21 protein-coding genes are annotated in these 24,208 nt (G+C 71.1%); 4 read left to right on the top strand and 17 right to left on the bottom strand.

Going from position 1 to position 24,208, the window contains the following annotated elements; translation table 11 throughout:
* The 6 genes from KME78_RS18275 to KME78_RS18250 form a co-directional block, all read right to left on the bottom strand.
* Nucleotides 1–1,317, bottom strand: a complete 1,317-nt coding sequence (locus KME78_RS18275; RefSeq protein ID WP_246651300.1) for a TIGR02679 family protein — start codon at nucleotides 1,315–1,317, stop codon at nucleotides 1–3.
* Nucleotides 1,314–5,432, bottom strand: coding sequence for a TIGR02680 family protein (locus KME78_RS18270; protein WP_219530271.1), 4,119 nt, complete (start codon nucleotides 5,430–5,432; stop codon nucleotides 1,314–1,316). Before KME78_RS18270 ends, KME78_RS18275 begins: the two co-directional genes overlap by 4 nt.
* Nucleotides 5,432–6,574 carry a TIGR02678 family protein gene (locus KME78_RS18265; protein ID WP_219530270.1) on the bottom strand — a complete coding sequence of 381 codons (1,143 nt, stop codon included), beginning with the start codon at nucleotides 6,572–6,574 and terminating at the stop codon, nucleotides 5,432–5,434. The genes KME78_RS18270 and KME78_RS18265 overlap by 1 nt, the downstream gene beginning before the upstream one ends.
* On the bottom strand, nucleotides 6,571–8,091 hold the full coding sequence (locus tag KME78_RS18260; protein ID WP_219530269.1) for a TIGR02677 family protein: 1,521 nt from the start codon (nucleotides 8,089–8,091) through the stop codon (nucleotides 6,571–6,573). Before KME78_RS18260 ends, KME78_RS18265 begins: the two co-directional genes overlap by 4 nt.
* 69 nt (nucleotides 8,092–8,160) lie before the next feature.
* Nucleotides 8,161–8,469 carry a helix-turn-helix domain-containing protein gene (locus KME78_RS18255; protein ID WP_219530268.1) on the bottom strand — a complete coding sequence of 103 codons (309 nt, stop codon included), beginning with the start codon at nucleotides 8,467–8,469 and terminating at the stop codon, nucleotides 8,161–8,163.
* 105 nt (nucleotides 8,470–8,574) lie between these two features.
* Nucleotides 8,575–8,823 (bottom strand): GntR family transcriptional regulator, encoded by a 249-nt coding sequence (locus KME78_RS18250; protein WP_219530267.1) that lies wholly within the window; start codon nucleotides 8,821–8,823, stop codon nucleotides 8,575–8,577.
* Nucleotides 8,824–9,306: 483 nt separating this feature from the next.
* Between KME78_RS18250 and KME78_RS18245 the strand changes: the two genes are divergently transcribed.
* Nucleotides 9,307–9,798 (top strand): macro domain-containing protein, encoded by a 492-nt coding sequence (locus KME78_RS18245; protein WP_308127003.1) that lies wholly within the window; start codon nucleotides 9,307–9,309, stop codon nucleotides 9,796–9,798.
* A 57-nt stretch (nucleotides 9,799–9,855) separates the two neighbouring features.
* Here the strand turns inward: KME78_RS18245 and KME78_RS18240 are convergent, their stop codons facing one another.
* The 3 genes from KME78_RS18240 to KME78_RS18230 form a co-directional block, all read right to left on the bottom strand.
* The gene (locus KME78_RS18240) at nucleotides 9,856–10,920 is read right to left on the bottom strand and encodes a cellulose binding domain-containing protein (protein WP_219530266.1); all 1,065 of its coding nucleotides are present in this window, start codon (nucleotides 10,918–10,920) and stop codon (nucleotides 9,856–9,858) included.
* 120 nt (nucleotides 10,921–11,040) lie between these two features.
* A complete protein-coding gene (locus KME78_RS18235) occupies nucleotides 11,041–12,825 on the bottom strand; it encodes a cellulase family glycosylhydrolase (protein ID WP_219530265.1) in 1,785 nt (594 codons plus the stop codon).
* 487 nt (nucleotides 12,826–13,312) lie between these two features.
* A complete protein-coding gene (locus KME78_RS18230) occupies nucleotides 13,313–14,500 on the bottom strand; it encodes a cytochrome P450 (protein WP_219530264.1) in 1,188 nt (395 codons plus the stop codon).
* A 74-nt stretch (nucleotides 14,501–14,574) separates the two neighbouring features.
* On the opposite strand from KME78_RS18230, the gene KME78_RS18225 reads away from it, so the two are divergent.
* Entirely contained in the window at nucleotides 14,575–15,183 is a 609-nt protein-coding gene (locus tag KME78_RS18225; protein ID WP_308127002.1) for a TetR/AcrR family transcriptional regulator, read from the top strand.
* A 32-nt stretch (nucleotides 15,184–15,215) separates the two neighbouring features.
* Here the strand turns inward: KME78_RS18225 and egtE are convergent, their stop codons facing one another.
* The 7 genes from egtE to KME78_RS18190 form a co-directional block, all read right to left on the bottom strand.
* Nucleotides 15,216–16,334 carry an ergothioneine biosynthesis PLP-dependent enzyme EgtE gene (egtE, locus tag KME78_RS18220; RefSeq protein WP_219530262.1) on the bottom strand — a complete coding sequence of 373 codons (1,119 nt, stop codon included), beginning with the start codon at nucleotides 16,332–16,334 and terminating at the stop codon, nucleotides 15,216–15,218.
* Entirely contained in the window at nucleotides 16,331–17,299 is a 969-nt protein-coding gene (gene egtD, locus KME78_RS18215; protein WP_219530261.1) for an L-histidine N(alpha)-methyltransferase, read from the bottom strand. Before egtD ends, egtE begins: the two co-directional genes overlap by 4 nt.
* 18 nt (nucleotides 17,300–17,317) lie before the next feature.
* Nucleotides 17,318–18,025: an ergothioneine biosynthesis protein EgtC gene (gene egtC / locus KME78_RS18210; protein WP_219530260.1), complete on the bottom strand. Its 708-nt coding sequence runs from the start codon at nucleotides 18,023–18,025 to the stop codon at nucleotides 17,318–17,320.
* Nucleotides 18,025–19,317 (bottom strand): ergothioneine biosynthesis protein EgtB, encoded by a 1,293-nt coding sequence (gene egtB, locus KME78_RS18205; protein ID WP_219530259.1) that lies wholly within the window; start codon nucleotides 19,315–19,317, stop codon nucleotides 18,025–18,027. The genes egtC and egtB overlap by 1 nt, the downstream gene beginning before the upstream one ends.
* Entirely contained in the window at nucleotides 19,314–20,561 is a 1,248-nt protein-coding gene (gene egtA / locus KME78_RS18200; RefSeq protein ID WP_246651297.1) for an ergothioneine biosynthesis glutamate--cysteine ligase EgtA, read from the bottom strand. The genes egtB and egtA overlap by 4 nt, the downstream gene beginning before the upstream one ends.
* A 125-nt stretch (nucleotides 20,562–20,686) precedes the next feature.
* Entirely contained in the window at nucleotides 20,687–20,923 is a 237-nt protein-coding gene (locus KME78_RS18195) for an anti-sigma factor family protein (protein WP_219530258.1), read from the bottom strand.
* Nucleotides 20,924–20,991: 68 nt separating this feature from the next.
* A complete protein-coding gene (locus tag KME78_RS18190; RefSeq protein ID WP_308127001.1) occupies nucleotides 20,992–21,630 on the bottom strand; it encodes an RNA polymerase sigma factor in 639 nt (212 codons plus the stop codon).
* Nucleotides 21,631–21,795: 165 nt separating this feature from the next.
* On the opposite strand from KME78_RS18190, the gene KME78_RS18185 reads away from it, so the two are divergent.
* Nucleotides 21,796–22,329, top strand: a complete 534-nt coding sequence (locus tag KME78_RS18185; protein ID WP_219530256.1) for an NUDIX hydrolase — start codon at nucleotides 21,796–21,798, stop codon at nucleotides 22,327–22,329.
* 3 nt (nucleotides 22,330–22,332) lie between these two features.
* On the opposite strand, the gene KME78_RS18180 is transcribed toward KME78_RS18185, so the two are convergent.
* Nucleotides 22,333–22,923, bottom strand: coding sequence for a TetR-like C-terminal domain-containing protein (locus KME78_RS18180; protein ID WP_219530255.1), 591 nt, complete (start codon nucleotides 22,921–22,923; stop codon nucleotides 22,333–22,335).
* A gap of 85 nt (nucleotides 22,924–23,008) precedes the next feature.
* Here KME78_RS18180 and KME78_RS18175 point away from each other — a divergent pair, with 85 nt between their 5' ends.
* Nucleotides 23,009–24,208 (top strand): cytochrome P450, encoded by a 1,200-nt coding sequence (locus KME78_RS18175; RefSeq protein WP_219530254.1) that lies wholly within the window; start codon nucleotides 23,009–23,011, stop codon nucleotides 24,206–24,208.

Here is a 24,208-nt window from a genome sequence, read left to right as displayed (position 1 = left end):
TCATCTCGTACCTCGATCGTTGAGACCTGACGAAAGATCGCTGAGCAGGACGGGTAGGACGAGCTCCTCCTCCACTCGCACCGCGCGGCGCGCCATCGCCTCGGCCAGGGCGGGATCCCACGGCGTCGGGCACGGCCGTTCGGTCAGCCCTGCCTGGGAGGCCACCGTCTGGGAAGCCGCCGCCTCGTAGGCGGCGGTGTCGAAGCGCCACGGCTCGAAGCCGTACCGGTCGTGGACGGCCGCGGCGATGGCGACGCCGCCCCAGTCGAAGTCGCCGTGGTACACAAACCGGCCGCCGCCCTCCGACAGCAGGTCGAGCAGGCGCCAGACAGCCGCCGAGGGCCGACCGCCACCACATACCAGCGGCGGGCAAGACGGCCCCAGCTCGTCGGCGGCGGCAGCCACAACTACGGGGTTCTCGCAGATCCGCACCAGCCCGGCAGAGGGCAGGGGCCCGTCGTGGCGGCGGAGTTGGCGCAGAGTCAGCACGCAGGGCTCTCCTGCGGCACGGGCCGCCGCCAGCATGCGCCCGGTCGGCGTCCGATCGTCTCCTGGCAGGCCGAGGCAGAGCACCAGCGAGGACAGGTCGTCGAGGTGAACGCCCACGGCCGCCCACGCGGCGCGGCGGGCGTCCGCGCCGCCTTCCCCGGGGTATGCACGGCCGGTGAGCGCCTTGGCCGCCGACAGCGCCAGTGTCCCCAGTGGCCTCCCCTCGTCAAGGGCGTGCGCGTCACCGGCGATCTGCGCGGCCAGGCGGCCGATGGGCAGGCCGGGCGACGGCAGTCGCGCCACCACCCCAGCCAGTTGGTCGAGCAGGTGCCGCGCCTGGGCGGGGTCCGGGACGAGCCGTCTTACCAGGCCGGTGGACTCCAGCCAGGCCCGCCATCCGGTCAGCTCGGGGCGGGCGGCCGTCGCGGCGTCGAGGTTCCCGAACGCCGCCCGCCAGGCCGACGCCGACGCCTCCCGTTCCCCGGCCAGGTCGCGCAGAGGGCCGCGGAGCCGTACCACTGCCTCATGGAGCCCTCCGGGGGCGGCGCCGCTGGTGCGCAGGACCCGGTCCACCTCCTCCAGGGAGACCGACAGCGAGGTGCCGGTGCCCGCGCGGCGGCCGAGCAGCAGTTCGGCGGCGCGGCGCTGCGCCGCGGAGGCGGTGCCGAGGGTGACCGTGCCCGTGAGCGGCCGGCCGCGTTCGAGCCGCTGCCGGGCGCGTTCGACGAGCCACGCGGTCTCCTCACTGCCCAACAACCGCCGCAACCGCTCCTCGCCGGTCGAACCGTTGCCGGTCAAACCCCGGCCCGCCGCATCTCCGCCCGTCAAAGCAGACTGTCCTGTACGGCGGAGGCAGGGGCGGGGTCGGGCTCAGGCGCGGGATCGGCGACGGCGGCGGCCATCGCCTGCGGCCGTTCGGCCCGGGTCCGCTCGCGCCCATCCCACCGCCACGGCGTCACCAGGACGGCGTCGATCCCGTCACGCCTGGTCAACTGGCAGATCGCCAACCCCGGCACCGACGGATAGCAACCCCACTCACGTTCGCTGGTCATCACCACATCCATGTCGAACGTGGCCAGCAGCCCCAGGCACTTCGCCCGTGAATCATCATCGACCCCGGCAAAAGCCTCATCCAGCGCGACCAACCGCGGAGTGTACGGGTTGCCCGCCGACTTGTAGTGCGCCGACGCGGCGGCGAACAGCGGCACGGAGGCGGCCAGCACCCGCTCCCCACCCGAGGCGGGCCCGGTGGCCGGCCGCCACTGCCCGTCCTGGAGCCGCTGGATCGCGAACTCGTGCCAGATCCGATAGTCCAGCGCCCTGGTCAGCGCCTCGGTCCAACCCGCCGCCGGGTTGTCGGCGTGCTCACGGGCGATCCGCTCCTGCAGAAACGCCCCAACCGCCGCCCGGTCATCCAGCGACCAGGCGTCGACGATCTGCCGGAGTTTGTCGCGTACCCGATCGAGCCCTTCCGGAGCGTTCCTGGCCTGCTTCCACAGCAGGCGCAAGCGCATTCCGGTGGACGTGGGGCGGGCGGCCAGCTCGGCGTTCATCTCGCGTACCTCGGCCTCGGCCGCGGTGATCAGCTCCTGCAGGGTGCCGGCGACCTCGTTGAGCAGGTGGTTCTCCAGGATCTCGCGCTCCTTGGCCGACAGCAGCCGGGCGCGGTGCTCGGTCTCCTCGCCGAGCGCCGCCACCAGGCCGGGCACTTCCCGGGTACGGCCCTGGAAGTGCACGTCCACCACCATGACGCCTTCGCGCAGGGTCAGCCCGACCGAGTGGCCGTGCCTGGCCATGGCGTCGGAGAGCAGTTTGTGTTCCTCTGCGACCTTCTTCTGCACCCGGTCCCAGGGCCCCTCGCCGTCGTCGACGCTCTCAAGCGAAGCGTTGACGGTCCTGGCCAGGTGCACAGCGGGGGTGGCCGCCCATTCGGCGGCCGGATCGGGGATGTCGAGCTCGGGCAGCGCGACCCGCATCAGCCCGGTCGCCGCGAACGCTCGGAACTCGCGTACCTCGTCATCGCGCGTGTCGGCCGCCTCCTTGATCTGGCGGCGCAGGCCGGCGCTGGTGGCCTCGGCCCGGCCCCGCTCGGTCAGCGCCTGCTGCTGGTCGGTTCGGGCCTGCTGTTCCTGTTTTGCCCGTTCGCGCAGCAGGAGCCGTACCTCTTCGAGGCGGCGGAACAGCTCTTCCACGGCGGCGCCGGCCGTGGCAGTCAGCTCCTGGTAGGTCTCGGCGGCGGCCTGCGCCTGCTCGCGCGCCTCGGCCGCCACCACGGCCGCCTCCGTCAGCGATTCGCGGGCCTGCGCGAGGTCGTCGGTGGCCTCCCGCGCGGCCTCCTCGGCCGTCCGCGCCGCCCGCGCGGCGGGCCAGAGCTCGGCCAGCGCCAGCCGGTACGCGGCCAGACCCGCCTTGACCTCGGCCAGCTCCGCGGCGGCAACGGGCAGGCCGACGTCTCCCGCGAACTCCGCCGCCCGTTCCCGCGCGCCGCCCAGCTCACCCTGCCGGTCCTGCGCCAGCCGCTCGGCCACGCCGTGCTCGGTCGCCAGTTGGCCGCGCCGCTCGTGCTCGGCCGCCAGCTTGACGTGCGCCTCGCGGACGGCCGCGTCCGGCGGCAACGCCCGCTGCTCCGCGGCCAGGTCATCCTGGCGTACGACCAGCGCGGCCAGTTCGTCGCCCAACGCGGTGATCTGCCCGTCGACCTCGGCGAGTTCGGCGCGGAGCGCGGTCAGCCTGGCCCGCCGGGCCGCTTCCCGCGCGCCTTCGCCGATGTAGTCGGCGCTGACCTTGTGCCAGGACCCGGCCAGCACCCCGTTGCCCCACCGCCCGTCGACCGCGACCCACGTCGCCGCGCCCGGCCCCAGCCCGATCGCCGCCAGTACAGCGTCTACGGCGGCGTCCGGCAGCACGGCGGCCTGCGGGTCGGCCCGATCCACAGCGGGCCGCAGTACGACCGCGCAGGACGGACCGGACACCGACGCCCCCGCCACGATGGTCGTGTCGTCCTCGGCCAGGAGGGTTCCGGCGGGGGTCAGCCACGCGTCGAGGATGCCCGCCCCTTCCAGCGCGGCCTCCAGCCCGGCCCGGTGTTCGGCGGGTACCGCGTCGGCGAAGTCCACTGCCCGCCACAAGGGCGCGCCCGGGCGGCCATCGCGCGTGGCGCCGCGCGTATGCGGGACGGGCGGGGCGTCGTGGCCGCCGGCCTCCAGCCTGACGATCTCCTCCCCCAGTCCCCGGGCCTGCCGTCGAGCCGAGGCCAGCGCCGCGTCCAGCTCGGCGCCGCGGCGGCCGAGTGCGGCGGTGGCGTCGCGGACGGCGTCGTTGACGGCGGCTTCGGCTGGATTGGCCCCGTCCGCGGTGTTCGCCCAGCCGGCCAGCGCGGCGAGCACGCCGTCGGGGTCCGCCAGCCGCAGCTCGGTCAGTCCGGCCACGTAGAGCGTGTACGCCTGAACCAGCTCGGTGATCCTGGTAGCCGTGACCTCTTCCGCCGCGGCGATCCGTACGGCCGACGCCTGGAGTTCGCCCGTGAGCCGGTCCACCTCCCTGCGGGCCACGGCCAGCCGGGCCTCGGCCTGAGCGACGGCGTGGAGCAGCCGTTCAAGCTCGGCCACGGCGTGCTCCTGCCGGGTGGCGAGCGCCTCGGCGGCCGACCGGTCCAGCGGCTCGCCGGGCAACCCGGCTTCCTGTGACTCGCCGGGCAACCCGGCTCCACGCGACGTGCTGGGCAGTCTGGCCTGGCGCGCCGCCCGCGCCGTCCGCTCCTGGGCGGCTGTCAGCCCGGTCACCGCCTGGTCCGCCTTGAGCCGGGTCATGTCCGCCCGCCCGCGCATCTTGTCGACCTGCACCGTCAGGCGGTCGCGATCGCGATCGGCGCGGCCCGCGTGCTCGGCCAGCCGACGGGCCTCCTCGCCCGCCTGCTTGAGCCGCTCGGCGGAGCGCATCTCCGGGCTCTCCTGGAGGGCGTTGCGGCGGGCCTCCAGCTGGTTCTGGCGGGTGGCCAGGTCCGAGAGCAGGTCGTCGAGCTCCTCCAGCCTGGTCTCCGCCGCGGCCTGCCGGGTCTCCGCCTCGCCCAGGTCGCGGCCCAGGTGCTCGTACCGGCTGTGCGCCAGGCGGGGGCCCGCCGCCTTGCGCTTGGCGGCGATGGTGGCGTACCGGCGGTAATAGGTGAGGAACGCGGACGCGGCAGCGCGCGCCTCCTCCAGACCGCGCAGGGCGTCGCGCTCCTCGTCGAGGCCCCGGAAGGCCTCGGCGACGGTGGCGATGAGGGCGGGGCTGAGCGGCGGCAGCGCCTCGGTGAGTGCCCTGGACAGCAGCTTCTCGTCCGGCTTCTTGGACAGCTGGGGCTGGCGCAGCTGGATGAGCAGGTTGACCAGCGCCTCGTAGCGGTATTCACCGAGCCCGAACATCGCCTCGTCCACCGCCCGCCGGTAGTCGGCGGCCCGGTCGTACACCATGCCCTGACCTTCGATCGCCTCGCGCAGCTTCTCCCTGGTCAGCACCACTCCGGTGGCGGACAGCAGGTGCAGGTCGAGGCCGAGCCGCTGGGGCGTGACGAAGAACCAGTGCCGGACGATGCCACGGTCCTTGACCGCCTTGAGCCCGCAGCCGATCGTACGGAACTCTTGGGTGCCGTCGGCGGCGCGACGCCCGAACTCCAGCCAGGCGTAGCCCAGCCGCTCGGCGTGCGGGTGCTTGCCGCCGAGCAGGAGGTTCCACTCCATCCGCTTCTGCCGGTCGCCGTCGGGTTCGACCCGGTGCGGGGCGAGTTCGCCGTCCAGCAGGAAGGGCAGCGTCAGGGCCAGTACCTTGGACTTGCCCGTGCCGTTGTTGCCGCGCAGCAGCAGCCGCCCGTCGTGGAAGTGGAACTCCTCCACGTCGTAGTAGAACAGGTCGACCAGGCCGGCGCGCAGCGGCTTCCAGCGCTCTGAGGTGGGCTCGGGGAGCATCACGTTCCTTTGACAACGGGGGCGTCGAGCGCGTAGCGGGCGATGGCCGGCAGCCCGGCGACGGTGTCGTGGCGGACTTCGGCCAGGCGCAACGCGGTCAGCTTGCCCAGCGCCGTGGCCAGCAGGCCGTCCTCGGCGCCCGGCTCGGTCACGCCCTTGCGCCAGAAGGACGTGTGCTCGCGGGCGGCCTGCCGGACGAAGCTTCTGAGCTCTTCCATGCTCTGCGCACCGCGCGCGGCGAGCAGCTCGGCCACCAGCAACGTGACATGGCCGTCGGTACGCTGCTCGGGCATCCGTACGTCGGTCAGCTCGTCGTCGGGGTCGGCCATCGCGATGCCCTCGGCCCGGACCTCGGCGACCAGACCGGTGGCCTCCTCGATCCGGCGGGTGATCGCGTGCCGTTGGGAGGTCAGGTAGGCGCGCTCGGCCTCGTCCAGATCGGTGTAGTAGACGACGGGATCCTCCAGGAGCCGCCGGGTGAGACGGCGGCGCAGCGCCTGGTTGCGCAGGTCGTCGGTGTCGGCGACCGGCTCGGCCGCCAGCTCCGCGATCCGCTCGCCGAAGGACTCGGCGGTGATCGTGGACGGGCCGCGGGTGCCGGTGAGCAGGGCGGCCAGCACCGGCCTGCGTACGTCGTACAGGACATCGCCGGTGGCCGACAGGTAGGCGTCCTCGTCGCCCGCGACCTTGCGCAGCACGCCCCAGTCGATGAGCGTGCGCACCACGGCCACCAGGTCGGCGCGCTCCTGGCGGCTGTCCAAGGTGAAGGCGAAGTCCAGCTCAGGCTCCGCCGCCGCGTTCAGCACTTCTTCGGCGAGCCCGCCGAGCGTGGTCTGCGCGTCGGCCCGCTCCAGCATGGCCAGGGCCAGGCAGAGCACCACATACCGCCGCCTTCCGTACGGTTCGCCGGCCCGGCCGCGCGCCGGATGTGTGGCGTCGGCCGGGTCCGGCGCTGTCTTGAACAGCCGCGCGCTCTCGGAGTCGACGGCCAGCCGCCAGCCCGTCTCGCGGGTCAGCCAGTCGCGCAGCTCACTCAAATGGCGCCGGACCAGCACCAGCTTGTCCGGATCGCGCAGCAGCGGGGCGGCCAACAGGGCGCGTAGCGCGGTGCGCCGCTGGGCCTGCTCCTCCTCCGGCGTCACGGCGCCACCATCAGGTCGGTGATCTCGATGATGTGCTCCGGCCCGGTCAGTACGCCGTCGTCGGTACGGATCTCGACCAGGTCGCCGCCGGGCACCAGCGCCAGCCGTACCTCAAGAGAGCCGTCGCTCGTCACGGTCTTCACCTCGGCGTCGTCCGGGTGCCGCGCGGCCAGCGCGTCGCCCAGCAGACCGAGGAAGAGCCGGAACGCGCGCGGGTCGAGCACCTCCAGCTCCGACAGCAGCACCGGGCCGTCCGTACGCAGCCGCGCCCGCGCCGCGGCGGTCTCGGCCGCCTCACGCTCGGCCTGCTCCAGCAGCAGGCGGCGGGCCCGCGTGCGGTCGGTCACCTTGTTCGGCTTGCCCCGCCGCTCATACGAGCCGGTACGGCGCAACTGCGGCGAGATTCTGATCGGCGGCGCCTGCGCCCAGGGCGTGGCGGCCGGGACGTCCTGCCATTCCTCCAGCGTGGACGCGGTGACGCTCAGGTGCCGGGCCGAGGTCAACCCGAACGCCGCCCGCCACAGCCGGTGCATGGACGCCTCGTCGGGCGCCTCGGCGAACCAGCGGGCCAGCGTACGGAAGTCGGCCGTACGATCGGAGCGGCCGGCCCGCCGTTCGTTGAGCAGCCCGACCGTGTCGATGAGCTGCTTGATCGCGGTCACCGCCGCCTGCCGCAGCAGCCGGGCCTGCGAAGGGTGACCGGCGTCCTGGGAGACGAACCAGTCCGTCAGCCCGCGCCAGCGGTTCCGCCACGAGCCGAGCGCCTTCTCCTGGGCCTGCCCCTGATCCGCCCCGTCCGGCACCGCGTCGGCGGCCTCACGCTGGGCGGCCAGCACCAGGAGCCGCTCATGATCGCTGCCTTCCAGCTCGACGAGCAGCGCCGCGATGCGCGCACCCGAGTTGGCCAGGTCGGCGATGAACCGGTTGATGTAGTCGATCAGCCGCTCCTTGTAGGCGACGAACCCGTCCACGTCGCCGTCGGAGAAGTCGATGGCCCGCCGCAGTGACGCCATGAACGCCTGTGCGTTGTCGGCCAGCGAGGAGAACCGCTCGGCCAACGACAGCAACAGCAGGTGGACCCTGGCGGGGTCGGGCTCGTCCTCCCCGGCAAGCAGGGCCAGCGACTGCAGTTGCTCGGCGATGTCGGCCAGCGCCACCGACTGCAGCGAGCCGCGCCGCCCGATCGCCTCCTCGTAGAACGCGATGGCCTGCTCGGCGGCCTGACCGGCCTGGGTGAGCTGGAACAGCAGCCGTTTGCGGTGAAACTCCTCGACCGTGGTGACCCGGCCGGTGTCGGCGTCGGCGCGCAGGTTGCCCCACTCCACGAGCTTGTCCAGCGCGCCGGCCAACTGCTCGTCACTGTCGCGCCGCAGCTCGACGGCCACGTCCTCGGGCCGCAGGTGCACGATGAACCGCTCCTTGGCGCTGACGAAGGTGCGGAGCACCTCGCGGTAGAGAGCGGCGTTCGGCGCGCTCAGATGCGCGAAAGGCTGGGGCTCCTGGGTCGGCGAGGACATGAGGCCAAGTGTCCCTCATGTCCTCCGCGCCAAACCGGGATTTCCGCTGTCGGTCGTGTCTGTCTCCGGTCAGGCCGCGTGGGCCTCGAACCATAGGGAGCCGAGATCGTGCCCAGAAGTGAGCCGGACATCCGCGTCGAGAGCAGCGGCGAGAAGCCGGAGCAGCGCGACCGTGGGCGCGGTGCCGCCCTCCTCGATGCACTCGATCTCATCGACGGTCATGCCCGCTCGCTGGGCGAGTTCCGCGACGGTCAGGCCGAGGGCGGTCCGCCGGTCGTACAGAGCCTTGCCGAAGACCAGCGCCTCGCGGATCGCGATCCGCTCGGGATCGTCCGCCTGCGGCTCAGGGCGCACCCAGCGGGTGTGGTAGCCGGCCATCACACCTGCCTTTCGAAGCTCTTGGCGCTCCTGTTTTCAGTGCACGGCCACAACATCACGAAGCCGTACCCGTAGTTTCCCAGGTGGTCTGTCCACGGCGCCGAGTTACTCCTCGCCGGGCTTGTCTGAGGGTGCCACGAAGGAGCCGAGGCCACGTACGGAGTAGATGATGCCCTCTCCACGGAGACGTTCCAGAACCTTGCGGGCGGTGCCGCGGGCGACGCCGAACTCTTGAACGATCTGATGCTCGCTGGGCACCGGCGTATCGACCAGGTACTCGCCGCCGGCGATCCGTTCCTTGATGATGTCCGCCACCTGAAGCCACTTGGGCTGATTGAGACGCCACTCGATCACAGTACAGAACGGTAGATCCCCGTACTGAACCGGAAATACCCAGGGTGAACCCTGATTCCCTATGGTGAGGTATGGGGAAGTGACACGGCGCAACCTGGTCGAGATCTTTGAGGGACGGACGGCCTGACATGGCCGAACTCTGGCCCTTCCACGGGCCGATCCCGCGCCGCTGTCGGCCGTACACGAGCACTTGACCTGGTATCCACCGGCGAACCGCACTCATCGCGTACGGGTGACCCGGCACAGCTGCGAGTGCCGGTTGACGCTCTTCGAACTCTGTCACGCGGCCGGACAGGCGTTCATCCGCAGGACCATCCGAGGCAACGACGATCCGGTCATGCATGAGACCGACTGGCTGCTAACAGCTGCCGCCGACTGCCTCTTCCAACGGATCCTGCTGGGCCAAGCACGCTGAGACCAGCACGACGGACAGTGGCGCCGGTCCGACAGGGATTGTCGGCCTCCCTGCCTAGGGTCCAGGCTGTGATCACCTATCTCACGGGCGACGCGACCGACCCCGTCGGCAACGAGCCGCGCATCATCTGCCACGTGTGCAACGACATTGGCGGCTGGGGCCGCGGATTCGTCCTGGCCATCTCCCGCCGCTGGCCGGAACCCGAGGCCGAGTTTCGCGCCTGGCACCGCTCAGGTGCGGGATTCGAGCTGGGCCAGGTGCGACTGGTTCAGGTCGAGGAGTCCTTGTGGGTGGCGAACATGATCGGCCAGCACGGCATCCGGCCCACCACAGATGGGCCGCCCATCCGCTACGACGCGGTCGACCGCGGTTTGGAAGTTGTCGCCGCCAACGCCATCGAACTCGGCGCGAGCCTGCATATGCCACGGATCGGCTGCGGTCTGGCCGGCGGGACCTGGGACCGGATCGAACCGCTCATCGCCAACCGACTCATTGCGCAAGGCATCCCCGTGACCGTCTACGACCTGGAAGGCGCTCCTATCGTCGATCACTCACCGTGACAGGCGCGGCGCTCCTTCCCCGCAGACGAATGTCCAGGGAGACGAACCAAGATGTGCTCAACCGAGTGAGCAGCTCACCTGGGGCAGCGCGTTGGTGGTGTTGTTCCAGGTGGCGGTGAAGCCGAAAGTCGTGGACGCGCCGACCGCCAGGTTGCCGTTGTAGGTCGCGTTCCGTGCGGTGACGGTGGCTCCGTTCTGGGTGAGTGTGGTGTTCCAGGATTGGTTGATCTGCTGGCCGTTGGCGAAGGTGAAGGTGGTCGTCCAGGCGGAGGAGGCGGTTGAGGAGTCGTTCTTCACCGAGATCTCGCCTTGGAAGGCGCCGCCCCACTGGGAGATCACCTTGTAGGTGGCGGTACACCGGGCCGGCGGCGGGGTCACCGACGGGGTGGGGGAGGTCGGCGGGGTCACGCCGTTGAGCACCTGCGCGAGCGGCGGGTACCAGCGGTCGGCCATCTTCTGGAAACCGGCGTCGTTGGGGTGGACTCCATCGCCGGTGTCGGTGGCCGCGTTGAAGCCGGTCCACAGGTCGGCGACGACGATGGGTGACTGTGCGGTGGTGAGGCCGGCGGCCCAGCCCGGGATCGCGTTGTCCAGTGCCACCACATCGGCCGCGCAGGTGGGGCAGCCGGACGGGTCCATGGGGATGATCTTGGCCACGATGATCTTCATGTTGGGGTTGCTGGCCCGCATCTGGCCGACCAGCTTGGTGTATGCGGCGAGGACGGTAGCGGTGGGGATGAAGCCGCCCCACATGTCGTTGGTGCCCAGGTGCATGAGGACGATGTCGGGTTTGGCCGCGTTCAGCCACGGCGGTAGTTGGTTCTGGTCGGCGATGCCGGTCGCGGCGTAGCCGCCGTGGCCCTCGTTGTCGCCGTCGTACGAGTACCCGTAGTTGCAGCCGCCGTCGGGGACGCTGCCGACGAAGTCGATGTTCGTGTATCCGGCTGTCTGCAAGTGGTGCCAGAGCTGGGCGCGCCAGCAGCCGGGTCCGGCGGTGATGGAGTCTCCGAGCGGCATGATGCGGACGGGCGCGGTCGCCGACAGCGCGGGCAGGGCGACACCGAAGGCGACCGCCACGAGGAGCGCGACGAGGACGGCGTACAGGTGGGATCTGCGGCGCATGAGTGGCTCCTGGTAGAGACGACCGACGGAATCCGGCTTGGCCGCCTCGACGCGTGGACCTGTTCCAGTCTCCCGGCGGCGCGGCCGGGCCCGCCAGATGACGGACCCGGCCGGGTGGTTCTAAGAGAGCGGGTTCTGGGTGAGCAGGTGCGCTTTGAAGCCCTCGCCGTACGTGCTGGTGGGGGTGCCGTTGTAGTCGGTGATGAGCACGTTGCCCTGGCTGCAGCCCCATGGGTTCCAGGTCCAGGCCGTGTACCCGACGCCGTGCGCGTCGGCCCAGCTCATCACCTGGTCGATGTAGTCGTGGGCGCAGGAGTTCTGGCCGATCTCACCGGCGTGCACCGGGACCTGTGCCGCGACGGCGCCGACCTGGCTGTTCCAGCAGGCGGTGTTGGAGCAGGTGTTGAAGTTGTAGGTGTGCCAGGCGGCCATCAGGTTGCCGGTCGAGTCGGTCGGCTTGTACGTCAGCCACTGGCTCAGATCGTTGGACCACGCCAGCCCGCCGAGCATGATCACATTGGTGGCGCCGGTGGCGCGTACCGTGTTGACCAGCGACTGCATGCCGGCCACCGGGTAGCCGATGCCGGTGCAGGTGCCGCCGTCGCGCCAGCACTTCCAGCCGGCGGTGGCGTCCCAGTTCGCGGCCGCGTCCGGGTAGGGCTCGTTGAACAGGTCGAAGACGACCGCGTTGTTGCCCTTGAAGGCATTGGCCACCCCGGTCCAGAACGTCGGCGCGTACTGGGCGTCGGGCATCGGCTTCTGACAGGTCGCCGTGGTGTCCGAGCAACCGGCGCCCTGGCCGGTGTACAGGCCGTAGTTCCAGTGCATCTCCACGATCGGCGTGATGCCGTTGGCGACCAGCAGGTTCACGTAGGTTTTGACGTTCTGCTGGTACGTGGCGCCGCTGGGTGTGCCGTTGGTGCCGTTCCAGCACTCCTCGTTCAGCGGGATCCGGACCGCGTGGATGTTCCAGGCCTTCATCGCGTCGACCGAGGCCTGGTCCACGGGGCCGCTGTCCCACATGCCCTTGCCCTGCACGCAGGCGAACTCGCCGCTGGCCCGGTTGACGCCCAGCAGACGGTAGGTGGCGCCGGCGGCGGTGACCAGGCGGTTCCCGGAGACGTGCAGAGCGGGTGCCGCGCCCCCTGTGCTGCCGTCGTTGTCGGCCTCGGTGGCGTTCACCGTCACCGACGTCAAGCCGCTGGACGCCACGGTGATCGGCCGGGTGCCGTTCGTGGTGTCGCTGTCCTCCGAAGCGCTCAATGTCACCGTCTGCGGGGTGTTCCAGTTGGACGAGGTGAAGGTCAGGGTGGCGCCGCCGGTCACGGTGATGTTGCTGTCGCCGGTGCCCGCGGTGCTGGTGACCGTCACGTTGCCGGTCGGCTGGGACTGCAGGCGGACCGTGAAGCCGCCGGTCCCGCCCTCGGGCACGTTCACGCTGGTGGAGGAGGCCACCAGAGCCTGCTGCGTCCCGCCGGCACCGTTGCCGGTGCACGAGACGCTGGGCGGGTTGTTGTTGACGCCCCCGGTGTAGGTGCCGTTGAAGCCGAGAGTCCAGGTCGCCCCGGTGGGCTTGCCGGCGTTGTACGAGACCGGGTTGATGGTGATGACCGCGCCCGCCGGGGTGGGCGTCGCCGGGGTGGGTACGCCTTCCCACATCTGGGTGATCACCTGATTGTTGGGGAAGTCGAAGCTCAGCGCCCAGGTGGTCAACGGGTCACCGGTGTTGGTCACCGTGATGGTGGCGCCGAACCCGCTGCCGCTGTCCCAGCTCTTGGTATAGGTGGCCGAACACGACACGGCGGCGTCGGCCGCGCTCTGGACGGTGGCGAGCCCGAATGCGGCCAGCAGTACGGCGGCTGCGGCCGTCAACGCTCTGCGCCACAGGTTCCGGCGGAATGGCATGGGGGGTCCTCCGTGACGAAGCCGATGGGTACATCGCCTTCTTGAAGCGGCCGTTTGGGAGCGCTCCCAACAATCTGCTGAACCGGTTTACCTCGCAAGAGCGTCCCAGCGCCTGGAAGCAGGCACCCACCCCGACCTTGGACAAAGCCGAGGACCCTGCTGAAACTTTCAGCGGGGTCCGCCGACCCGAAGAAATGCACCTCTGACATTCACCGCAGACGAGCGCCCGACTGCCGTCCGACAGGAATTGTCGGCGCCCCTACCTAAGGTCCAGACCGTGATCAACTATCGCACTGGCGACGCGACCGACCCCGCCGGCAACGAGCCGCGCATCATCTGCCACATTTGCACCGACGGCCACGGATCGGCTGCGGCCTGGCCGGAGGGACCTGGGACCGGATCGAACCGCGCATCGCTCACCGGCTCGTCACGCGAGGCATCCCGGTGACCGTCTACGACCTGGAGCAGCGAGTGCCCGCAAGCACCATTACCAGGTGACCGGCAGGGCGGACACGCCGTAGATGGTGGCCCGCGGCCGCAGCGGCACCTCCTCGGCCGGTACGGCCAGCCGCAGCGTGGGGAAGCGGCGCAGCAGCGCCGGGTAGGCCAGCCGCATCTCCAGCCGGGCCAGCTGCTGGCCCAGGCACTGGTGGATGCCGTGGCTGAAGCCCAGTTGCTGCCCGGCCTGGCGGGTGACGTCGAGGCGGTCGGGGTCCGGGAAGCGGGTGGCGTCCCGGTTGACGACCGGGAGGCAGAGCGTCACGGTCTCGCCCGCCTTGATGGTCCGCCCGGCGAGCGGCACGTCGGCCCTGGCGACCCGGATCGGGCCGACGTGCGTGATGCTGAGGTAGCGCATCAGCTCCTCGACCGCGCTCTCCGCGACGCCGGGATCCGTGCGTACGAGGTCCGCCTGCTCGGGGCGGCACAGCAGCAGGAACGCGCCCAGGCTCAGCATGTTCGCGGTCGTCTCGTGCCCGGCGGTCAGCAGCAGCGTGGCCACCCCGGTGAGCTCCTCGTGGTTGAGCTCGCCACCGGTGACCAGCTCGCTGAGCAGGTCTTCGCCGGGTTCGGCCCGCTTGCGCCCGACCAGCTCGGAGAGGTAGCCCATCAGCTCGGCGCCCGCGGCGCCCCGTTGTTCGATGGAGTTGTCGAGGTTCACCGCCTGCGCGGTGGTGTCCTGGAAGCGCGAACGCTCGCCGTACGGGACGCCGAGCAGCTCGCAGATCACCAGCGACGGGACCGGCAGCGCGAACGCCTGGACGAGGTCCGCGGGAGCTCCCACACGGGCCATCTCGTCAAGCTGACCGTCGATGACCTCCTGGATCCTGGGCTCCAGCCTGCGCATCTTCCGCATGCTGAAGTGCCCGGTCAGCAGCCTGCGGTAGCGGGAGTGTTCGGGGTCGTCCATCGCGATGAAGAAGCCGGGCGGGATCACCAGATCCGCCAGCCCCTCGGGGGGAATCAGCTCCTTGATCGGCGGCGCGGCGCCCTGCCAGGTGTTGCTGAAGCGCGGGTCGTCGAGCACCGCGCGTGCCTCGGTGTAGCCGGTGACCAGCCAGCCGGGCCGCCCGTCGGCGTAGGTCATCGGGTGCAGCGGTCCGTGGAGCTCTTTCAGTACGGCAGGCGGCTCGAACGGGTCCTCCCGCTCGAGCGGCAGCGCAGCTAAGGTTTCCATGCTTCCCAGAAAAGCGCACAGACTGCGAAATTGCAACCAATGCATAAACGCATAGCATGCGGTATGGTGGCCCCGTGGAGGGTCATCGCGAACGCAAGAAGGTCCGCACCCGCCGCGCGCTGCTGCAGGCCGCGGTGCGGCTGTTCGGCGAGCAAGGCTACGAGCGGACCACCGTCGCCGAGATCGCCGCGGCGGCCGACGTGGCGCCCAGGACCTTCTTCGCGTACTTCGCCAGCAAGGAGGACGTGCTCTTCCTGGACGTCGAGGTGCGCTGGCAGGTCATGCTCGACGTGATCGCCGGGCGGAAGCCGGGAGAGCCTCTGGGGGATCTGCTGAGCCGGATGTTCGAGGCCCTGGTGGGCAGCCTGGCCGAGGACGACGAGTTGGACTTCGCGCTGTCGCCGCTGCGGGCGCAGCTGATGTTCGCCGAGCCCGCGCTGCGGGCACGCGGGCTGACGCTCATGCTCGAGGGGCAGCCCCTGCTGGCCGCGGCCCTGTGCGAGGTCTACCCCGGGCTGGATCCCGTGGCGGCGGGCGCGGCGATCGGCGGCTTCATGGGCGCGCTTTCCGTGGCGGGGCTGGTCGCCCAGCAGCAGGGCGGCTCCAACGAGGACGTCCTGATCGCCGGTCGGCGAGGGATCGAGATCGCGGTCAACGGGCTGTCGAGCCTCGACGGTTCCTGACGTGTGCTGCGCCTCCGCGTCCTCCCAAAAGGTCAGGAGGCGAGGACGCGGGCCAAGGTGTGCAGGGTCTCCAAAGACGTGCCGAGTGGCGGGGAGACGCGGAGCACGGGTTCGCGCAGGTCCAACGGCGCCCTGCTGGTCGGCACGACGCTGACCAGCAGGGACGCCTCCGCCGCCCGGGCTGCGGCGTGCTCGGCCGTGTCGCCCGGCGGGGGTCTGAGCGTGACCAGGGCGGACGGCTCGTCGAGCGGTTCGGCCACGCGCCAGCCCCCGGCCCCGTCGAGCAGGCCGCGCGCCGTACGACCGAGGTCGGCCAGAGCCGCCTGAACCGTGGACGGGCCGAGCTCAAAGTGCTCAAGTACGGCCACGCCGAGCCCGACCCGTGCCGCGATCGCCGCCTCCGAGCTCTCATACCGCACCGCGCCGGGCTGTGGCACCGGCGTCGGTTCGCTCCAGAGGTGCCCGCCGAGGGTGGGGACGGCGGCGTCCATGTCAGGGGTGAGGTCGGGCACGATCAGGAAGCCGACGCCGCGCGGCCCGGCCAGCCACTTGCGCGAGGTCCCCACGTACGCGCTCGCGCCCGCCCCGCGCACCTCCACGTGCCCGAGCGACTGGCAGACGTCCAGCACGAGAGGGATCCCCGCTTCGCGGCACCGCGCCCCGATCTCGGCCGCCGGTTGCACGACGCCGCGGTGGGAGCCGATGTGGGACAGGACCATCAGGTCCAGTCCGGCCCGCACGCCTGCCACGTCGAGGCGGCCGTCGTCGTCCACCGGCAGCTCGACGAGCTTCCAGTCGCGCTGTTCGGCGAGGCGGCGCAGCAGCATCAGCGTGCTGCCGTACTCGGTGCGGGTGTAGCCGACGCCGCTGCCCGGCGCGAGCCGCCACCCGCCCAGCAGCGCCGCCATCGCCGCCGTCCCGCTCTCCAGGAAGGCCACGTCCTGCGGACCGGCGCCGACCAGCTCGGCCAGCGCCGACTTCGCCGCGGTCAGGTCCGGGACGGCGGCGTAGCCGCCGCGCTGCCGTTCCAGCCGCAACTGCGCCACGACCGCGTCGAGCACCCGGTCGCTGGGCACGTTGCAGCCGGCCGCGTCGAGATGCCCAGGCGGCGCAGTGCCGCGCGCGGCCCGCCACTGGGTCCCAACGCTCACACGCCGGCCAGGACCAGGGTGAAGTCCCCGGCCGGGTCCGTGTAGCGACGGCGTACCTCGAACCCCGCGGCCGCGAGCTCCGCCCGCAGCCCCTCCGGCCGGAACTTGGCGCTGATCTCGGTCCGCGTCTCCTCCCCCTCGGCGAAGTCGGCGACCAGTCCCAGTCCGCCGATCCGCACACGCATGTCCCGGCTTGCCCGCAGCCGCATCTCGATCCACTCCTGCCGCTCGTCGAACAGCGCCACGTGCTCGAACGCATCCGCGTCGAAGTCCGCGTCCAGCTCCCGGTTGATCACCCGCAGCACGTTCCTGTTGAAGGCGGCGGTCACCCCGGCCGGGTCGTCGTAGGCCGCGACCAGCCGCCCGGTGTCCTTGACCAGGTCCGCCCCGAGCAGGAACGTGTCCCCTGGCCGGAGCGTGGCCCGCAGTTCTTTCATGAACACCGCGCGGGCGGCCGGTTCGAGGTTCCCGATCGTGCCGCCGAGGAAGGCCACCATCCGCCGCCCGGTACGCGGCAGCAACGCCAGATGGCGCTCGAAGTCGGCGCACACCGCCCGCACCCGCAGCCCGGGGAAGAGCCCGGCCAGCCGGTGCGCCGCCGCCGACAGGGTGACCGCGTCGACGTCGACTGGCGTGTAGACGCGCGGGGCGAGCGCCTCGAGCAGCAGGACGGTCTTCTCGCTGGTGCCCGAGCCCAGCTCGACCAGCGTGTCCGCACCGCTGGCGGCGGCCAGGTCCGCGGCCCGCGCGCGCAGGATGGCGAGCTCGCGCCGGGTCGGGTAGTACTCGGGCAACCGGGTGATCTGGGAGAACAACTCGCTGCCCGCCGCGTCGTAGAACCACTTGGGCGGCAGCCACTTGGGCACAGCCGTCAGCCCCGTCCTGACGTCGTGTTCCAGCGCCTGGCGTAGATAGCCGCGGTCAAGATGATTGATCACATGCACGGTGGACTGGCTGACGGGCATGAGGCCTCCCCGAGTGGATTACAACGGCTGGACGCGTACGTCGTCGCGGGTGACGGTCAGCAGACTGCGCTCAGGTACCACCTGCCATCCGGGCAGGTCGTCGAGCGGCTCGCTGGCCACCAGCACGCCGTCGTGAAGTCGGTGATGGAAGAGGGTGTCGCCCCAGACGGTGGCGGCGATGGACGCGCCGTCGCAGGCGAGCAGGTTCAGGCGGGCGCCGGGGTCCTTCTCCCCGGCGTGGACGACCACCTCGGCGAGCGCCTCGCCCAGGCCGAGCCCGGCCTGGGCGCGCTGGAACACGGCGGCGGCGACCCAGGCGGAGTCGCACGCGCTCTCGGCGTCGTCGGCCAGGTCCCTGACCGCGTCCCGGACGACGCGGCCGTTGTGACTGAGCAGCCACCGCCCGTCGCTGAACGGCGCCGTGGCGCTCTCCTCGATCGGCATGCCGACGGTGGCCGAGCGAACGGCCACCAGCAGGCAGGTCGAGCGGGCGATCCGCGCGAGCCCGGGCAGGTTGGCATCGGTCCAGATGGGCACGGAGCGGCGATAACGCACCGGCTCGCCACCAGCCTGGTCGTACCAGCCCATGCCATACCCGTCGGCGTTGATCGTGCCGTAACGCTGCCGCCGCGGTGCGTACGACTGCGTCAACAGGCCGTGCTCCGGCTCGTGAATGAGCCGGGCGAGCGAGCGGGCGGCGCCCAGCCAGGCCGCGTGCCTGCACATCAGACCAGCTCCGAGCGGGCGCAGCGGAAGCCGGTGAAAATCTGCCGGCGGATCGGGTAGTCCCAGTTCCGGAACGTGGTCCGCACCGCCGCCGGATCGGCCGCCCAGGAGCCACCGCGCAGCACCCGGTACTCCTGACCGAAGAACACCTCGCTGTACTCCTTGTACGGAAAAGTGCGGAAGCCGGGGTAGGGCTGGAACCAGGAGGCCGTCCACTCCCAGACGTCCCCCACCATCTGCTCGGCCCCATAGGCGCCGGCCCCGGCCGGGTAGGCGCCCAGCGGCGCGGGATGGGCGGCGCGGTGCCCGAGGTTCGCCCGGTCGGGCCCTGGGGCATCCTCACCCCACGGGTACCTGTGCGCCTTTCCGGCCCGAGGGTCCCAGCCGCAGGCCTTCTCCCATTCGGCCTCGGTAGGGAGCCGCTTGCCCGCCCAGCGGGCGTAGGCGTCGGCCTCGTACCAGCTCACGTGCTGGACCGGCTCATCCATCGGGACCGGCTCGGTACGGCCGAAGCGGGTACGCCACCAGGCGCCGCCTTCCCTGACCCAGAACAGCGGCGCGAAGACCCCGCTCCGCTGCCGCCACTGCCAGCCCTCCGCCGACCACCAGCGCTGGTCGTCATACCCGCCGTCCTCGATGAACGCCTCATAGGCACGGTTGCCCACGGGCAGCCGGTCGATCCAGTACGCGGGCAGGTCCACCCGTTGGGCCGGCCGTTCGTTGTCGTAGGCCCAGGGCAGGGTGTCGGTGCCCATGACGAAGGAGCCCGCGGGCACGAGGACCTCTTCCGGACCCTCGCTACGGCCCGGCGGAAGGTCGCCGTCGCGCACCAGCCCGGGCTGCCCGGACAGTTGCAGGGTGGCCAGCATGGTCTCGTCGTGCTGATGCTCGTGCTGGATCACCAGACCGAACACGAAGCCGTCGCGGTGCAGCGGGGCGGGTCCGTCCAGGTCGATCGCGTCGAGCACGTCGAGCACCCGCCCGCGCACGCCCTCGATGTAGCGGCGGGCCTCGGCCGGACCCAGGAAGGGCAGGCTGGGGCGGTCCTTGCGCGGTGTCTTGAACGCGTCGTAGATGTCGTCGATCTCGGGCCGCAGCGGGTCGATGCCCCCGGCCGCGCGCAGCACCCAGAGCTCCTCGTAGTTGCCCACGTGCGCCAGGTCCCACACCAGTGGCGACATCAGCTGGGAGTGCTGGCGTACCAGCAGGTCGTCGTCCGCCGCCGTGTAGGTGAGTGACCGGTCGCGCACCGCGATGAGCTCGGCCGCGATGCGTTCCTTGAAGTCGTTCATTCCCATCCCTCGTCGCTCGGCCAGTTCGGGACATCCAGCAGGTCGGACGCAGGTGAGCGGCCCGTGCTCACGTGCCGGTCGGCGAACGCGGCCACCTCGCGGACCAGACCGGGGTCCGCGCCGCAGCGCGGCAGCGCCTCCAGCGCGGCGCGGAAGCACGCCTCGGCGACTCGGCGCAGGTGCGGGTCGGCCAGCCCGCACCGCGCCGCCACCCCCCACATCCGCCGGTACGGCTCCGCGGCGGCCATCGCGGTGTCGGCGGCGCGGTCGTCGATGATCAGGGCATGGGTCACGGCCACACAGACCGGCCAGATCGCCGGGTGCTGGGCGTCGAGGTAGCGGATCTCCAGCCAGCCCCGGGGCCGCACCGGTGGAAACAGCGTCGTGGCGTGGTAGGCCAGGTCCTCGGCGGTGGGCCGCCGCCCGCCGTCGGCCGTCAGCCAGTCGCGGAACGTCGAGCCGTCACGGACCGTGCGATAGCTCTGCTCGTCCTCTCGCACCAGCATGAGCCGGGCATCCAGCAGGTATTCCGCCCAGTCCTCGACAGGATCGCCCGAGGCGGGCACGGGCGAGGTCCTGGTGGGGTCGAGGTGGTCCCAGACGGCCTGACGACCCGACATCCAGCCGCACGGCCGGCCATCGCTCAGCGGCGAGTTGGCGAAGGCCGCCATCAGCACGGGACCGAGCGCGTGCGCCCGGTCCCAGCGCGCCGCCGGTCGCTCCCCCAGGTCCAGGTTGACCTGGATCGACGCGGTCGAGCACATCATGAGCTGCCCGTACGGCACGCCGAGGAACTCGGCCATCGCCTCGTACCGGGGCTCACGCAGCTGGCGGCGGGCTGGGCGTACCGGATCGAGGCCGATTCCGGTCAGCACCATCCCTGACGCTCGCAGGGCGGCGCGTACGGCGGCCACGTCGCCGGCCAGGCGGGCCAGCGCCTCCGGCAGCGGGCCCGCCGGACCGGACAGTTCGAGCTGTCCGCCGGGTTCGAAGGTCACCCGGCTGCCGCCGGTCAGTTCGGGCAGGGCCCGCTCGATCCGGGCCAGCGAGACCTGCCTGGCCGCCGCCGTACGGTCGAAGATCAGGAATTCCAGCTCCACGCCCACCCGGTCCGCGGCGGCGGGACGGAAGCAACCACGCGCGAAATCCGTCACCTCTGAGGCGTCCCGCAGCGGCGTACTCTCGGCCGTAAGCCCGATCATCATCTCCCCTTCGCGTGGCGCATGGGTCTTGATGGTCCGCATCCAGCGATCCGCCGCAGGCAACGGCGTCCCCATCTACAGACCCGCGAAGGGCGTGAGCGTTACAGATGGATTTTTCGGGTTTTGGAGGCAGCGTGACCAGCCGCTACGTCACATGAAGGGCGTTGTTACCGCCGCCGCCCGCGGAACGCGGACATGAGCCGGTCGCGCACGTCGGTGGCGAGTTTCTCCGGGGGTGGGTCGCCTAAGGCGACGATGGTCGCGCGGAACTGTTCGAAGTAGCGGCCGCACCCCTGGCAACAGGCCAGATGCGTGTGCACGCCCTCGCGCTCGGCCGGATCGAGGGCGTCGTCAAGATAGGCGGTGATGAGACCCACCAGCTCGTCGCATGTGAACCGCTTCACGACGTCGACCGCCTTGTCTCCTGGATGAACCGTTTCACCTATTGTGCAGCCGCGCGGAGCGGACGGAACTAGTCCGGCTGTCCCACGGACTCGAAATAGTCCGCGAGCCAGCCGCGCACCGCGACACGGGCGCGATGCAGCAGGACCCGCTGGTTGGCGGCGGAGATCTTCAGGATCTCGCACACCTCGTCGGAGGTGCACCCCTCCACGTCCCGCAGGGTGATCACGATGCGCTGCCGGAGCGGCAGCCTGGCCAGGACCTCGCCGATCAGGCCACGCACCTCCGAGGCCAGCGCCTCCCCCTCGGGCGTCGGCCAGGCCGCGGGCGGATCCGTCCAGCCGCCCGGCGGCACCGGGTCGAGGTGCTGGTCGGCGGCGTTGCCACCGTCCCCATCGAAGGCGCTCCACGGCAGTGTGCGCCGCTCGCGGACCCCGCGCTTCTTCGCCATGTTGACCACGATGCGGAATATCCACGTCTTGACCGAGGAACGGCCCTCGAAGCCGTCGATCCCGCCGATGACCGCCAGCCAGGTGTCCTGGACGACCTCTTCCGCGGAGTGGTCGGTGGACACGTACGACCTGGCCACCCGCAGCATGCCCCGGGACCAGGTGTCGAGCAGCGCGGCGAACATCGCCTCGTCGCCCGCGCGCAGGGCCTGGACAATGACGTCATCCGAGGGCAACCCTCCGCCCGCGAAAGACCTCACGATCGCTTCCCTCCGGTCAGACGTCGGGACATCCATGACATCCGGGCCGACCCGCGCCCCGCATCTACCCAGGCTAATCTGCCCACCACCGCGCCCCGGAGGCTGGGCGGCATCCTGCGTATTCTCAGAAGATGAAGTCTCCGGCGAATCGATGAGGAGCATCCCATGCGTCGGTCGGAAAGGCTGCTCTACGCGGCGAACGGCGTCGATCTCCGCGTCGTGGACCTCGAACTGACCGACGGCGAGCACGTTGAGCAACCCTTCGTCCGTACGCCGCAGGCCGCCGGAGCGGTGGTCTTTCATGGCGGGCGCGCGCTGTTGCTCTGGCGGCACCGCCCGATCACCGACACGTGGGGGTGGGAGATCCCACTCGGCGAGATCGGCCCGGACGAGGACCCCGAGAAGGCCGCGGCCCGTCTCGTGGAGGAGCAGACCGGCTGGCGACCCGGGCCCCTGATGCCGCTGATCCGGATCCGCACCGCCGAGGACGTCGCCGACAGCGACCACGTGATCTTCGTCGCCTACCAGGCCACCCTCATCGCCGCGCCGGCCGACGACGAGGCTCACGAACGGGCCGAATGGCTGCCCGTGCTGGGCATCCAGCGGCTGATCAGCGAGCAGGCCATCACGTCCGCGACCACGGCGGCGGCCCTGCTGCACCTCCTGGCCGACCTCCTGCAGGCCCGCGCGTCGCATTAACCGTCAGCCGCGACCGGACTCCAGGCGATAGATCGCGTTCAGCAGGGGCCAGGTAGCGGCGGCCATCTCGGCCGGGGGCCGCGGGCATCCGCGCTGGAGCCAGTCGACCGCCACCCCGATGAGCGCCCCGGCGGTGAACGCCGCCGTGACATCGTGCGGAACGGGCGAAAGGTCATCGAGCAGGTGGTCGCTGGTCGCCTCGGTGATACGAGCGCGAATGTGGTCGATGACCCGCGCGCTGCCCTGTGCTCCCAGCAGCGCGCGGAAGAGCCCGGCGTGCTCGGCCAGGCTGGCGAAGAAGGCGGTCAGCGACTCGGTCGTGTCCTGGGCCAGGTCGTCGGAGTCGAGCGAGGGCGTGGGCACCGCCTCGAGCAGGTCGTCGATCATCGCCGTGCAGGCGTCCTCGGCCAGCTCGTGCACGTCGCGGTAGTGGTCGTAGAAGGACGAGCGGCTCACCTCGGCGAGCTCGGCGACGTCCGAGACGCTGATCCTGGCCAGCTCCTGCTCCGCGACCAGCTGGATCAGCGCGCGGGCCAAGGCCGCTCGGGTGCGGCGAACGCGCCGGTCGCTCGATTGGGTCTTGATCGTCGCCACGAGGTAAGCCTATCGTATGCCGACATGTGTCGGTTTTCCTACGGATGTAGGCTAACGGCGTGACTCATCCAGAAGGAGTAGCCGCATGACCCTCGCCTACCCGATCCCGAACGACGCCGCGCTGGAACCACCCGCCGAATGGGCGGAGCTGCGCGGCGAGTGCCCGGTGGCGCACGTGAAGCTGCCCAGCGGCGACCAGGCGACGCTGCTGACCCGCTACGAGGACGTCAAGCAGGTGCTCGCCGACCCGCGCTTCAGCCGCCTGCTCAACGCCCCGGACGCGGCCCGGCTGTCGGACACCGACGACGGCGGCCTGTTCAGCAGCGAGATGGCGGCGATCATCCCGGACAGCGGCGAGGAGCACCAGCACTGGAGGCGTCTGGTCGGCAAGTGGTTCACCGCCAAGCGCATGTCCGCCCTGCGCCCCCAGATGGCGCGGATCGCCGAGCAATTGATCGACGAGATGGTCGAGCGCGGCCGGCCCGCCGACCTCAAGGCGTCGCTGGGCTTCCCGCTGCCGGTCTACGTCATCTGCGACATGCTGGGTGTGCCCGCCGCCGACCGCGAGCGGTTCTCCTACTGGTCCGACACCCTGCTCAACCTGACCAAGTACGAGAAGGCCGAGATCGACGCCGCGCAGGCCGAGTTCTTCCAGTACATGTCAGACCACCTCGCCGCCAAGCGCGCCGAACCCGGTGACGACCTGCTCAGCGAGCTGATCGCGGCGGGCGGGCCGGAGGACGGCGGGCTGACGGACCTCCAGGTGCTGGTCACCGGGATGGCGCTGCTGGTCGCCGGGCACGAGACCACCGCCAACATGATCGGCAAGATGGTGGCGATGCTGCTGGCCGACCGTACGCGCTGGGAGCGGCTGCTGGCCGACCCGTCGCTGATCCGTACCGCGGTGGAGGAGTCGCTGCGCTTCGACGCCAACTCCGGCTTCGGCCTGCCCCGCTACCTGCCCGAGGAGACCGAGGTCGGCGGCGCGGTGTTGCCGAAGGGCACCACGGTGATCTGCAGCATGGCCGCCGCCAACCGCGACGAGAGCGCCTTCGCGGCCGCCGACCAGCTGGACCTGACCCGCAGCCCGAACGCGCACCTGGCCTTCGGCTCCGGCGCCCACTCCTGCCTCGGCCAGGCGCTGGCCCGCACCGAGCTGCAGGTCGTACTGGAGGTACTGCTGCGCAAGCTCCCGACCCTGGACCTGGCGGTGCCGGTGGAGGAGTTGGAGCGGTTGGACGGTCTGGCCGTCGGCGGGCTGCGCGAGCTTCCGGTGAGGTGGTAG

Origin of the sequence: Nonomuraea guangzhouensis (genome assembly GCF_019396345.1) — a bacterium.
GTDB classification, from domain to species: Bacteria; Actinomycetota; Actinomycetes; order Streptosporangiales; family Streptosporangiaceae; genus Nonomuraea; species Nonomuraea guangzhouensis.
The sequence above is the reverse complement of the archived record's forward strand: the minus strand, read 5'-3'. Positions and strand labels throughout refer to the sequence as shown.

Excerpts from the sequence above, each read along its gene's own strand:
- KME78_RS18255 (WP_219530268.1), bottom strand. The coding sequence starts at position 8,469 with ATGGCCGGCTACCACACCCGCTGGGTGCGCCCTGAGCCGCAGGCGGAC.
- KME78_RS18185 (WP_219530256.1), top strand. The coding sequence starts at position 21,796 with ATGCGTCGGTCGGAAAGGCTGCTCTACGCGGCGAACGGCGTCGATCTC.
- KME78_RS18230 (WP_219530264.1), bottom strand. The coding sequence starts at position 14,500 with ATGGAAACCTTAGCTGCGCTGCCGCTCGAGCGGGAGGACCCGTTCGAG.
- egtD (WP_219530261.1), bottom strand. The coding sequence starts at position 17,299 with ATGCCCGTCAGCCAGTCCACCGTGCATGTGATCAATCATCTTGACCGC.
- egtB (WP_219530259.1), bottom strand. The coding sequence starts at position 19,317 with ATGAACGACTTCAAGGAACGCATCGCGGCCGAGCTCATCGCGGTGCGC.
- KME78_RS18235 (WP_219530265.1), bottom strand. The coding sequence starts at position 12,825 with ATGCCATTCCGCCGGAACCTGTGGCGCAGAGCGTTGACGGCCGCAGCC.
- KME78_RS18270 (WP_219530271.1), bottom strand. The coding sequence starts at position 5,432 with ATGCTCCCCGAGCCCACCTCAGAGCGCTGGAAGCCGCTGCGCGCCGGC.
- egtC (WP_219530260.1), bottom strand. The coding sequence starts at position 18,025 with ATGTGCAGGCACGCGGCCTGGCTGGGCGCCGCCCGCTCGCTCGCCCGG.
- egtA (WP_246651297.1), bottom strand. The coding sequence starts at position 20,561 with ATGCGGACCATCAAGACCCATGCGCCACGCGAAGGGGAGATGATGATC.
- KME78_RS18240 (WP_219530266.1), bottom strand. The coding sequence starts at position 10,920 with ATGCGCCGCAGATCCCACCTGTACGCCGTCCTCGTCGCGCTCCTCGTG.
- KME78_RS18260 (WP_219530269.1), bottom strand. The coding sequence starts at position 8,091 with ATGTCCTCGCCGACCCAGGAGCCCCAGCCTTTCGCGCATCTGAGCGCG.
- KME78_RS18175 (WP_219530254.1), top strand. The coding sequence starts at position 23,009 with ATGACCCTCGCCTACCCGATCCCGAACGACGCCGCGCTGGAACCACCC.